This is a genomic window from Shigella sonnei, from assembly GCF_002950395.1.
GTDB lineage: Bacteria > Pseudomonadota > Gammaproteobacteria > Enterobacterales > Enterobacteriaceae > ECMA0423.
Map to the genome: position 1 here is coordinate 510,670 of NZ_CP026802.1, position 13,216 is coordinate 523,885.

5 protein-coding genes and 3 pseudogenes are annotated in these 13,216 nt (G+C 53.4%); 7 read left to right on the forward strand and 1 reads right to left on the reverse strand.

From position 1 onward, the window contains the following. Positions 1–55 precede the first annotated feature (55 nt). Positions 56–2,905, forward strand: a pseudogene (yfaL, locus tag C1P89_RS02750) (AIDA-I family autotransporter adhesin YfaL/EhaC); the annotation flags it as partial. Positions 2,906–3,032: 127 nt separating this feature from the next. On the opposite strand, the gene ubiG reads toward yfaL, so the two are convergent. Then, positions 3,033–3,755 carry a bifunctional 2-polyprenyl-6-hydroxyphenol methylase/3-demethylubiquinol 3-O-methyltransferase UbiG gene (gene ubiG, locus C1P89_RS02755; protein ID WP_000990752.1) on the reverse strand — a complete coding sequence of 241 codons (723 nt, stop codon included), beginning with the start codon at positions 3,753–3,755 and terminating at the stop codon, positions 3,033–3,035. 146 nt (positions 3,756–3,901) lie between these two features. Between ubiG and gyrA the strand changes: the two genes are divergently transcribed. The 6 genes and pseudogenes from gyrA to C1P89_RS02785 all read left to right on the forward strand — a co-directional run bounded on the left by gyrA (position 3,902) and on the right by C1P89_RS02785 (position 13,159). Beyond that, the gene (gyrA, locus tag C1P89_RS02760; protein ID WP_001281251.1) at positions 3,902–6,529 is read left to right on the forward strand and encodes a DNA topoisomerase (ATP-hydrolyzing) subunit A; all 2,628 of its coding nucleotides are present in this window, start codon (positions 3,902–3,904) and stop codon (positions 6,527–6,529) included. A 207-nt stretch (positions 6,530–6,736) separates the two neighbouring features. Further along, positions 6,737–8,254 (forward strand): annotated as a pseudogene (locus C1P89_RS02765) (DUF2138 domain-containing protein); the annotation flags it as partial. Positions 8,255–8,299: 45 nt separating this feature from the next. Then, positions 8,300–8,997, forward strand: a protein-coding gene (locus C1P89_RS02770; protein WP_094096600.1) for an IS1-like element IS1A family transposase whose coding sequence is annotated in 2 segments (ribosomal slippage) — positions 8,300–8,549 and positions 8,549–8,997 — 699 coding nt in all. Because the reading frame shifts where the segments join, the coding sequence is not laid out codon by codon here. A gap of 15 nt (positions 8,998–9,012) precedes the next feature. Further along, positions 9,013–10,728 (forward strand): annotated as a pseudogene (locus C1P89_RS02775) (alpha-2-macroglobulin family protein); the annotation flags it as partial. Beyond that, a complete protein-coding gene (locus C1P89_RS02780; protein WP_001104533.1) occupies positions 10,729–12,378 on the forward strand; it encodes a YfaQ family protein in 1,650 nt (549 codons plus the stop codon). A 4-nt stretch (positions 12,379–12,382) separates the two neighbouring features. Next, entirely contained in the window at positions 12,383–13,159 is a 777-nt protein-coding gene (locus tag C1P89_RS02785) for a YfaP family protein (protein ID WP_001225862.1), read from the forward strand. Positions 13,160–13,216: the final 57 nt, after the last annotated feature.

Sequence of the window (13,216 nt, forward strand, 5' to 3'; positions counted from 1 at the left end):
GACTATCACTTATTTAAGTGATACTGGTTGTCTGGAGATTCAGGGGGCCAGTCTAATTGCCGACGGAAAAACGCTGGTTATTGGCAATACAGAGAATGACGGAGCTGTTGACTCTATTGCTGGTACCGGGTTGATCACCAAAACAGGTTCCGGCGATCTGGTACTTAATGCAGATAACAATGACTTTACTGGTGAGATGCAGATTGAAAACGGTGAAGTTACCCTGGGCCGCAGCAACTCCCTGATGAATGTCGGCGATACGCATTGCCAGGACGATCCGCAAGACTGCTACGGTCTGACGATAGGGAGTATTGATAAGTACCAGAATCAGGCAGAGCTAAACGTTGGCTCCACCCAACAAACCTTTGTGCACTCATTGACGGGCTTTCAGAATGGCACTTTAAATATCGATGCTGGTGGCAATGTTACTGTTAATCAAGGCAGTTTTGCTGGCACCATCGAAGGTGCTGGTCAGCTCACCATTGCGCAAAACGGCAGCTACGTGCTGTCGGGGGCGCAGTCGATGGCGCTAACCGGCGATATAGTCGTTGATGATGGTGCGGTGCTTTCGCTGGAAGGCGACGCGGCAGATCTCGCCGCTCTCCAGGACGATCCGCAGTCGATCGTGTTAAACGGCGGTGTGCTCGATCTCTCTGATTTCTCCACCTGGCAGAGCGGCACATCATACAATGATGGCCTTGAAGTCAGTGGCAGCAGCGGAACGGTTATCGGCAGTCAGGATGTGGTAGATCTTGCAGGTGGCGACAATTTGCATATCGGCGGCGACGGGAAAGATGGCGTCTACGTGGTGGTCGATGCGAGCGACGGGCAGGTAAGTCTGGCAAACAATAATAGTTATTTGGGCACAACACAAATCGCCTCCGGTACGCTGATGGTGAGCGACAACTCGCAGCTTGGAGATACCCACTATAACCGCCAGGTTATCTTTACCGATAAGCAACAAGAAAGCGTGATGGAGATTACTGCCAATGTCGATACTCGCTCTACGACGACTGAGCATGGGCGTGATATTGAAATGCGCGCCGACGGTGAAGTGGCAGTTGATGCGGGGGTAGACACGCAGTGGGGCGCACTGATGGCTGACAGCAGCGGGCAGCATCAGGATGAGGGTAGCACATTTACTAAAACGGGGGCGGGTACGCTGGAGCTGACCGCCAGCGGTACAACGCAGTCGGCAGTACGTGTCGAAGAAGGCACCCTGAAAGGCGATGTTGCGGATATCTTTCCTTATGCTTCGTCACTGTGGGTCGGTGATGGGGCGGCGTTCGTTACTGGCGCGGATCAGGATATTCAGTCTATCGATGCTACTTCCAGCGGCACTATCGATATCAGCGATGGTACGGTTTTGCGTCTGACCGGGCAGGATACTTCCGTCGCCCTTAATGCCTCATTGTTTAACGGCGATGGGACGCTGGTGAATGCTACCGATGGCGTGACGTTGACAGGTGAGCTTAATACCAACCTTGAAACTGACAGCCTGACCTATCTTGCCGACGTGACGGTTAATGGTGATCTGACCAATACGTCCGGTGCGGTTAGCCTGCAAAATGGCGTCGCTGGCGATACGCTGACGGTAAACGGTGATTATACCGGCGGCGGTACGCTACTGCTCGATAGCGAATTAAACGGCGATGACTCGGTAAGCGATCAATTGGTGATGAACGGTAATACTGCTGGCAATACCACGGTGGTGGTTAACTCTATTACAGGGATTGGTGAGCCGACATCGACAGGCATTAAAGTGGTTGATTTCGCAGCTGATCCCACGCAGTTTCAAAACAATGCGCAGTTCAGTCTGGCAGGCAGCGGCTACGTCAATATGGGAGCGTATGACTACACGCTGGTGGAAGATAACAACGACTGGTATCTGCGATCGCAAGAAGTAACGCCGCCATCGCCACCTAATCCCAACCCGACTCCCGATCCTGATCCCACACCGGATCCTGACCCAACCCCCGACCCGGCCCCTACGCCTGCTTACCAGCCGGTGCTGAATGCCAAAGTTGGCGGTTATCTCAATAACCTGCGGGCGGCAAATCAGGCGTTTATGATGGAGCGACGCGATCACGCTGGTGGCGATGGTCAGACGCTGAATTTACGTGTTATCGGCGGACGTTATCATTACACGGCGGCAGGGCAACTGGCTCAGCAGGAAGACACTTCTACGGTGCAGCTTAGCGGCGGCTTGTTTAGCGGGCGCTGGGGCACGGATGGCGAGTGGATGCTTGGGGCGGTTGGTAGCTACAGTGATAATCAGGGCGACAGCCGCTCGAATATGACCGGAACTCGCGCCGATAACCAGAACCACGGTTATGCCGTTGGGCTGACCTCAAGCTGGTATCAGCACGGTAATCAGAAGCAGGGGGCCTGGCTGGATAACTGGTTGCAGTACGCGTGGTTTAGCAATGATGTTTCTGAACATGAAGATGGCACAGATCATTACCATTCGTCGGGGATTATCGCCTCGCTGGAAGCCGGGTATCAGTGGTTACCGGGGCGTGGTGTGGTGATTGAACCGCAGGCGCAGGTGATTTATCAGGGCGTGCAGCAGGATGATTTTACCGCCGCTAACCATGCGCGCGTGTCACAATCGCAGGGGGATGATATTCAGACGCGGCTGGGTTTACACAGCGAATGGCGTACCGCGGTTGGTGTCACACCAACATTAGATCTGAATTATTATCACGATCCCCATGCGACGGAAATTGAAGAAGATGGCAGCACTATCAGTGACGATGCGGTGAAGCGACGGGGTGAAATAAAAGTGGGAGTCACGGGCAATATCAGTCAGCGAGTGTCCCTGCGCGGCAGCGTGGCGTGGCAGAAAGGGAGTGATGATTTTGCCCAGACGGCAGGGTTTTTGTCGATGACGGTGAAATGGTAATCGCTGTCTGACCATCACAATTGCCGGATGCGGCGTAAACGCCTTATCTGGCCTACGGAGAGCATTTGTAGGCCTGATAAGACGCTGCAAGCGTCGCATCAGGCATTGGCGCGGCCAAACATCAACCTCACTTATTCTGCGTGTGCAGCATATAGTTCACATCCACGCCGGGGCCGAGCTTAAAGGAATTAGTGATCGGGTTGTAATGTAGCCCGGTTATATGTCGCTCTTTTAAACTGGTCTGATCCACCCAGCCAAGCAGCTCTGCCGGTTTAATAAACTTCTTCACATCATGCGTACCTTTGGGCACCATGCGCAAAATATATTCCGCGCCAACCACCGCCATCAGCCATGACTTGCCGTTGCGGTTAAGCGTCGAGAAAAAGACATCGCCGCCTGGTTTCACCAGTTGCGCACAGGCTCTGACCACTGACTGCGGATCGGGTACGTGCTCCAGCATCTCCATGCAGGTCACCACATCATACTGCCCGGCATGTTTTGCCGCGTGCTCTTCCACGGTTTCCTGCACGTAATCCACCTGAATGCCGCTTTCCAGCGCGTGCAGCTTTGCCACCTGCAATGGCTCAAAGCCCATATCCAGACCGGTCACCGTCGCGCCTTCGCGCGCCATACTCTCGGCCAGAATGCCGCCGCCACAACCGACATCGAGCACCTTTTTGCCAAATAAACCGCCAGCACGCTCGGCAATATAGCCCAGACGCAGCGGGTTAATGCGGTGCAACGGTTTGAACTCACCTTCAAGATCCCACCAGCGGGAGGCGACGGCTTCAAATTTAGCGATCTCTTCGTGGTCTACGTTATGGTTTTCCGGCGATTTTTCGGCATTCATTGGCACTTCTACTCCGTAATTGGCAAGACAAACGAGTATATCAGGCATTGGATGTGAATAAAGCGTATAGGTTTACCTCAAACTGCGCGGCTGTGTTATAATTTGCGACCTTTGAATCCGGGATACAGTAGAGGGATAGCGGTTAGATGAGCGACCTTGCGAGAGAAATTACACCGGTCAACATTGAGGAAGAGCTGAAGAGCTCCTATCTGGATTATGCGATGTCGGTCATTGTTGGCCGTGCGCTGCCGGATGTCCGAGATGGCCTGAAGCCGGTACACCGTCGCGTACTTTACGCCATGAACGTACTAGGCAATGACTGGAACAAAGCCTATAAAAAATCTGCCCGTGTCGTTGGTGACGTAATCGGTAAATACCATCCCCATGGTGACTCGGCGGTTTATGACACGATCGTCCGTATGGCGCAGCCATTCTCGCTGCGTTACATGCTGGTAGACGGTCAGGGTAACTTCGGTTCCATCGACGGCGACTCTGCGGCGGCAATGCGTTATACGGAAATCCGTCTGGCGAAAATTGCCCATGAACTGATGGCCGATCTCGAAAAAGAGACGGTCGATTTCGTTGATAACTATGACGGCACGGAAAAAATTCCGGACGTCATGCCAACCAAAATTCCTAACCTGCTGGTGAACGGTTCTTCCGGTATCGCCGTAGGTATGGCAACCAACATCCCGCCGCACAACCTGACGGAAGTCATCAACGGTTGTCTGGCGTATATCGATGATGAAGACATCAGCATTGAAGGGCTGATGGAACACATCCCGGGGCCGGACTTCCCGACGGCGGCAATCATTAACGGTCGTCGCGGTATTGAAGAAGCTTACCGTACCGGTCGTGGCAAGGTGTACATCCGCGCCCGTGCTGAAGTGGAAGTCGACGCCAAAACCGGGCGTGAAACCATTATCGTCCACGAAATTCCGTATCAGGTAAACAAAGCGCGCCTGATCGAGAAGATTGCGGAACTGGTAAAAGAAAAACGCGTGGAAGGCATCAGCGCGCTGCGTGACGAGTCTGACAAAGACGGTATGCGCATCGTGATTGAAGTTAAACGCGATGCGGTCGGTGAAGTTGTGCTCAACAACCTCTACTCCCAGACCCAGTTGCAGGTTTCTTTCGGTATCAACATGGTGGCATTGCACCATGGTCAGCCGAAGATCATGAACCTGAAAGATATCATCGCGGCGTTTGTTCGTCACCGCCGTGAAGTGGTGACCCGTCGTACTATTTTCGAACTGCGTAAAGCTCGCGATCGTGCTCATATCCTTGAAGCACTAGCCGTGGCGCTGGCGAACATCGACCCGATCATCGAACTGATCCGTCATGCGCCGACGCCTGCAGAAGCGAAAACTGCGCTGGTGGCTAATCCGTGGCAGCTGGGCAACGTTGCCGCGATGCTGGAACGTGCTGGCGACGATGCTGCGCGTCCGGAATGGCTGGAGCCAGAGTTCGGCGTGCGTGATGGTCTGTACTACCTGACCGAACAGCAAGCTCAGGCGATTCTGGATCTGCGTTTGCAGAAACTGACCGGCCTTGAGCACGAAAAACTGCTCGACGAATACAAAGAGCTGCTGGATCAGATCGCGGAACTGTTGCGTATTCTTGGTAGCGCCGATCGTCTGATGGAAGTGATCCGTGAAGAGCTGGAGCTGGTTCGTGAACAGTTCGGTGACAAACGTCGTACTGAAATCACCGCCAACAGCGCAGACATCAACCTGGAAGATCTGATCACCCAGGAAGATGTGGTCGTGACGCTCTCTCACCAGGGCTATGTTAAATATCAGCCGCTTTCTGAATACGAAGCGCAGCGTCGTGGCGGGAAAGGTAAATCTGCCGCACGTATTAAAGAAGAAGACTTTATCGACCGACTGCTGGTGGCAAACACGCACGACCATATTCTGTGCTTCTCCAGCCGTGGTCGCGTCTATTCGATGAAAGTTTACCAGTTGCCGGAGGCCACTCGTGGCGCGCGCGGTCGTCCGATCGTCAACCTGCTGCCGCTGGAGCAGGACGAACGTATCACCGCGATCCTGCCAGTGACCGAGTTTGAAGAAGGCGTGAAAGTCTTCATGGCGACCGCTAACGGTACTGTGAAGAAAACCGTCCTCACCGAATTCAACCGTCTGCGTACCGCCGGTAAAGTGGCGATCAAACTGGTTGAAGGCGATGAGCTGATCGGCGTTGACCTGACCAGCGGCGAAGACGAAGTAATGCTGTTCTCCGCCGAAGGTAAAGTGGTGCGCTTTAAAGAGTCTTCTGTCCGTGCGATGGGCTGCAACACCACCGGTGTTCGCGGTATTCGCTTAGGTGAAGGCGATAAAGTCGTCTCTCTGATCGTGCCTCGTGGCGATGGCGCAATCCTCACCGCAACGCAAAACGGTTACGGTAAACGTACCGCAGTGGCGGAATACCCAACCAAGTCGCGTGCGACGAAAGGGGTTATCTCCATCAAGGTTACCGAACGTAACGGTTTAGTGGTTGGCGCGGTACAGGTAGATGACTGCGACCAGATCATGATGATCACCGATGCCGGTACGCTGGTACGTACTCGCGTTTCAGAAATCAGCATCGTGGGCCGTAACACCCAGGGCGTGATCCTCATCCGTACTGCGGAAGATGAAAACGTAGTGGGTCTGCAACGTGTTGCTGAACCGGTTGACGAGGAAGATCTCGATACCATCGACGGCAGTGCCGCGGAAGGGGACGATGAAATCGCTCCGGAAGTGGACGTTGACGACGAGCCAGAAGAAGAATAATTTTACTTCTTCATGCCAAAAGGGAGCTATCTCCCTTGTTTGAATTGAAAAGTCCAGGCTGCAAAGTCTGGGCTTTTGTCGTATTAGGGCACGGTAAAGTTTGGCTGTGCCCGTAAAAAATGGCTGGCTATACACAAGGAATGTGGCAATGAGTGGTGAAAAAAAGCGAAAGGCTGGCGGTTCTATGGTCTTGTAGGTTTTGGCGCAATAGTACTGCTTTCCGCTGGTGTCTGGGCGTTGCAATATGCTGGCAGTGGGCCAGAAAAAACGTTGTCGCCGCTGGTGGTGCACAACAATCTGCAAATCGATCTCAATGAGCCGGACCTCTTTCTCGACAGCGACTCTCTGAGCCAGCTTCCCAAAGATCTCCTCACCATTCCGTTTCTCCACGATGTTCTGAGTGAAGATTTCGTTTTCTATTATCAGAATCATGCCGATCGTCTGGGCATTGAAGGCAGCATTCGTCGCATTGTCTATGAACACGATCTCACGCTGAAAGATAAACTCTTTTCGTCACTCTTAGATCAGCCCGCGCAGGCTGCGCTATGGCACGATAAACAAGGCCATCTTTCACATTACATGGTGCTGATCCAGCGCAGTGGTTTAAGCAAACTGCTGGAGCCATTGTTGTTTGCCGCTACCAGCGACAGCCAGTTAAGCAAAACGGAAATCAGTAGCATCAAGATAAATAGTGAAACTATTCCTGTTTATCAGTTGCGCTATAACGGCAATAACGCCCTGATGTTCGCGACTTATCAGGACAAGATGCTGGTGTTTTCCAGCACGGATATGTTGTTTAAAGATGATCAGCAGGATACCGAAGCCACGGCGATCGCAGGTGATTTGTTGAGCGGCAAAAAACGCTGGCAAGCAAGCTTTGGCCTGGAAGAGCGTGCTGCTGAAAAAACGCCAGTACGCCAGCGCATCGTGGTCAGCGCCAGGTTGCTGGGTTTTGGCTACCAGCGGTTAATGCCTTCTTTTGCTGGCGTACGCTTCGAAATGGGTAACGACGGCTGGCACAGTTTTGTGGCGTTAAATGATGAATCCGCCAGCGTAGATACCAGTTTCGATTTTACGCCGGTCTGGAACAGTATGCCTGCCGGGGCCAGCTTCTGTGTGGTGGTGCCGTATTCACACGGTATTGCCGAAGAGATGCTTTCGCACATCAGCCAGGAAAACGACAAGCTGAATGGGGCGTTAGACGGTGCCGCGGGGCTGTGCTGGTATGAAGACTCAAAATTGCAAACCCCGCTGTTTGTCGGTCAGTTTGATGGCACTGCCGAACAGGCGCAATTGCCAGGGAAACTGTTTACGCAAAATATTGGTGCGCACGAAAGCAAAGCGCCAGAAGGTGTTTTGCCGATAAGCCAGACTCAGCAGGGCGAAGCGCAAATCTGGCGTCGCGAAGTGAGTTCCCGATACGGTCAGTATCCGAAAGCGCAGGCGGCGCAACCCGATCAATTAATGTCGGATTATTTTTTCCGCGTGTCGCTGGCGATGCAAAACAAAACGCTGCTTTTCTCCCTCGATGACACGCTGGTTAATAACGCCCTGCAAACACTGAATAAAAACCGCCCGGCAATGGTGGATGTAATACCCACTGATGGCATCGTTCCGCTCTATATCAATCCACAAGGCGTGGCGAAACTGCTGCGTAACGAAACGTTGACCAGTCTGCCGAAGAATCTCGAACCGGTTTTTTATAACGCCGCACAGGTGATGCTGCCAACTTACTGATTTAGTGTATGATGGTGTTTTTGAGGTGCTCCAGTGGCTTCTGTTTCTATCAGCTGTCCCTCCTGTTCAGCTACTGACGGGGTGGTGCGTAACGGCAAAAGCACTGCCGGACATCAGCGCTATCTCTGCTCTCACTGCCGTAAAACATGGCAACTGCAGTTCACTTACACCGCTTCTCAACCCGGTACGCACCAGAAAATCATTGATATGGCCATGAATGGCGTTGGATGCCGGGCAACTGCACGCATTATGGGCGTTGGCCTCAACACGATTTTACGTCACTTAAAAAACTCAGGCCGCAGTCGGTAACCTCGCGCATACAGCCGGGCAGTGACGTCATCGTCTGCGCGGAAATGGACGAACAGTGGGGCTATGTCGGGGCTAAATCGCGCCAGCGCTGGCTGTTTTACGCGTATGACAGTCTCCGGAAGACGGTTGTTGCGCACGTATTCGGTGAACGCACTATGGCGACGCTGGGGCGTCTTATGAGCCTGCTGTCACCCTTTGACGTGGTGATATGGATGACGGATGGCTGGCCGCTGTATGAATCCCGCCTGAAGGGAAAGCTGCACGTAATCAGCAAGCGATATACGCAGCGAATTGAGCGGCATAACCTGAATCTGAGGCAGCACCTGGCACGGCTGGGACGGAAGTCGCTGTCGTTCTCAAAATCGGTGGAGCTGCATGACAAAGTCATCGGGCATTATCTGAACATAAAACACTATCAATAAGTTGGAGTCATTACCGGCGCTGAGATGCGCCAGACGCTGACGCTGCACAAAGGGGCGAATTATATTTCGCTGGCGCAGAACATTCAGCAATCTGGCTTGTTAAGCGCAGAACTGCAACAAAATGGGCAAGTGCAGGACAGCATTAGCACAAAACTGTCTTTTGTGGATAACAGCTGGCCCGTTGAACAGCAGAAAAATGTCATGCTCGGCGGTGGCGAGAACGCGCTGATGTTGCCCGAGCAGGCTAGCAATATCCGGCTACAAAGTAGCGAAACGCCGCAGGAGATTTTCCGCAACAATCTTGATGCGTTAGTCGATGGACCATGGGGTGGCGTGATCAACACCGGTAGCCGTCTGATCCCGCTCAGTCTCGCCTGGCGTTCGCTTGCCGATCATCAAAGTGCCGCCGCTAACGACATTCGTCAGATGATTCAGGATAACCGTCTGCGGCTGATGCAACTGGCGGGGCCCGGAGCGCGCTTTACCTGGTGGGGTGAAGATGGCAATGGTGACGCCTTCCTTACGGCATGGGCATGGTACGCCGACTGGCAGGCCAGCCAGGCGCTCGGCGTAACGCAACAACCGGAATACTGGCAGCATATGCTCGACAGTTATGCCGAGCAGGCGGATAACATGCCGTTATTGCATCGGGCGCTGGTGCTGGCGTGGGCACAGGAGATGAATCTGCCGTGCAAAACGTTGTTGAAAGGGTTGGATGAAGCTATCGCCCGGCGCGGAACTAAAGATGAAGATTTCTCTGAGGAAGACATCCGCGATATCAATGACAGCCTGATCCTCGATACACCGGAATCTCCACTGGCAGATGCGGTGGCAAACGTCTTAACCATGACGTTGCTGAAAAAAGCGCAGTTGAAGTCCACGGTGATGCCACAGGTTCAGCAATATGCGTGGGATAAAGCGGCAAACAGCAATCAGCCGCTGGCGCACACGGTTGTGCTGCTCAATAGCGGTGGTGACGCTACCCAGACGGCCGCTATTTTAAGTGGTTTGACCGCTGAGCAATCCACTATTGAGCGCGCGCTGGCCATGAACTGGCTGGCGAAATATATGGCGACAATGCCTCCAGTTGTTTTGCCTGCGCCTGCGGGCGCATGGGCTAAACATAAGTTAACTGGAGGGGGCGAAGACTGGCGTTGGGTTGGTCAGGGTGTGCCGGACATTCTCTCTTTTGGTGACGAATTATCGCCGCAAAATGTGCAGGTCCGCTGGCGTGAACCGGCAAAAACGGCTCAACAAAGTAACATTCCGGTGACCGTTGAACGCCAGTTGTATCGGCTTATCCCCGGTGAAGAAGAGATGAGCTTTACTCTGCAGCCGGTGACCAGCAATGAGATTGACAGCGATGCGCTGTATCTCGATGAAATTACGCTTACCAGCGAGCAGGATGCAGTTCTGCGCTATGGTCAGGTGGAAGTACCGCTCCCGCCGGGAGCCGACGTTGAGCGCACAACATGGGGCATTTCAGTCAATAAACCCAACGCCGCGAAACAGCAGGGGCAATTGCTGGAAAAAGCGCGTAATGAAATGGGCGAACTGGCCTATATGGTGCCGGTGAAAGAACTGACGGGAACGGTCACTTTCCGCCATTTGCTGCGCTTCTCGCAAAAAGGGCAATTCGTTCTGCCTCCTGCTCGTTATGTGCGTTCCTATGCACCTGCGCAGCAAAGTGTTGCGGCAGGGAGTGAATGGACCGGGATGCAGGTGAAATAAGTGAACTGGCGCAGAATCGTCTGGCTATTGGCGTTGGTTACTCTGCCAACGCTTGCGGAGGAGACGCCGTTACAACTGGTGCTGCGCGGTGCGCAGCACGATCAACTGTATCAGCTGTCGTCATCAGGCGTGACCAAAGTCTCAGCATTACCTGACTCGCTCACCACGCCGTTAGGGAGTTTGTGGAAACTGTATGTTTACGCCTGGCTGGAGGATACCCATCAACCGGAGCAGCCCTACCAGTGTCGCGGAAACTCCCCGGAAGAGGTTTATTGTTGTCAGGCTGGGGAGAGCATAACGCGCGATACCGCGCTGGTACGTTCCTGTGGGCTCTATTTTGCGCCGCAGCGGTTGCATATTGGCGCAGATGTGTGGGGGCAATACTGGCAACAGCGTCAGGCACCTGCGTGGTTAGCGTCTCTTACAACGCTGAAGCCAGAAACCTCGGTAACGGTTAAATCGCTGCTCGATTCATTAGCGACGTTACCTGCGCAAAACAAAGCTCAGGAAGTCTTACTGGATGTGGTGCTGGACGAGGCGAAAATCGGTGTCGCATCCATGCTCGGTAGTCGGGTACGGGTGAAAACCTGGAGCTGGTTTGCCGATGATAAACAGGAAATCCGCCAGGGTGGTTTTGCTGGCTGGTTAACCGATGGTACACCGCTGTGGGTTACTGGCAGTGGCACCAGCAAAACGGTACTAACCCGTTATGCGACGGTGCTTAATCGGGTTTTGCCAGTGCCGATGCAGGTTGCCAGTGGGCAATGTGTAGAGGTGGAGCTGTTTGCCCGCTATCCGCTGAAGAAAATCACAGCGGAAAAGAGTACGACGGCAGTAAAACCCGGCGTACTTAATGGGCGCTATCGTGTGACGTTTACTAATGGTAACCACATTACGTTTGTCAGCCACGGTGAGACGACCTTACTGAGCGAAAAGGGCAAACTGAAATTGCAGTCGCATCTCGATCGTGAAGAGTACGTTGCCAGAGTTCTGGATCGCGAGGCGAAAAGTACGCCACCTGAGGCAGCGAAAGCCATGACCGTGGCGATACGTACTTTTTTACAGCAAAACGCCAATCGGGAAGGTGATTGCCTGACCATCCCCGACAGCAGCGCCACGCAGCGTGTTTCTGCTTCGCCAGCGACCACGGGGGCGCGAACGATGACCGCTTGGACGCAGGATCTCATCTATGCAGGCGATCCGGTTCATTATCATGGCAGTCGCGCTACCGAAGGGACACTTTCCTGGCGGCAAGCCACGGCCCAGGCGGGGCAGGGGGAGCGTTACGACCAGATACTCGCGTTTGCTTATCCCGACAACAGCCTTAGCCGCTGGGGAGCTCCACGCTCAACCTGCCAGTTATTACCCAAAGCGAAAGCCTGGCTGGCGAAAAAAATGCCGCAGTGGCGGCGTATATTACAAGGCGAGACGGGGTACAACGAACCAGACGTGTTTGCGGTCTGTCGTTTAGTCTCAGGTTTCCCCTATACCGATCGGCAGCAGAAACGGCTGTTTATTCGTAACTTCTTTACGCTTCAGGATCGGCTGGATTTAACCCATGAGTATCTGCACCTGGCCTTTGATGGTTATCCCACCGGGCTTGATGAGAACTATATCGAAACGCTGACCCGACAATTATTAATGGACTAATGCTATGCGAAAGATTTTTCTTCCGTTGTTACTGGTGGCACTTTCGCCTGTCGCTCACAGTGAAGGTGTGCAGGAAGTCGAGATTGACGCACCGCTCTCTGGCTGGCATCCGGCAGAGGGCGAAGATGCCAGTTTTTCACAATCGATCAATTACCCGGCGTCGTCCGTCAACATGGCAGATGATCAAAATATCTCAGCGCAGATCCGCGGCAAAATAAAGAATTATGCTGCGGCGGGTAAAGTTCAGCAGGGCCGGCTGGTGGTCAACGGTGCCAGTATGCCGCAGAGAATTGAATCCGATGGTTCATTTGCACGCCCTTATATTTTCACTGAAGGCAGCAACAGCGTGCAGGTCATCAGCCCGGATGGGCAAAGCCGGCAAAAAATGCAGTTTTACTCAACGTCGGGTATAGGAACGATTCGTGCACGTTTACGGCTGGTTCTCTCGTGGGATACGGACAATACCGATCTCGATCTCCATGTTGTCACGCCCGATGGCGAACACGCCTGGTACGGTAACACCGTGCTGAAAAACAGTGGTGCACTGGATATGGATGTCACGACGGGGTACGGACCCGAGATTTTCGCCATGCCAGCACCAGTTCACGGGCGCTATCAGGTGTATATCAACTACTATGGTGGGCGCAGCGAAACGGAATTGACGACCGCCCAACTGACGCTGATCACCGATGAAGGATCGGTCAATGAGAAACAGGAAACATTTATTGTACCGATGCGTAATGCTGGCGAGCTGACGCTGGTGAAAAGTTTTGACTGGTGATTAATGGGGTTACCTTCGCCGTCGATGTTCAAGAAAACGCCCGATAACTTTCGCTAT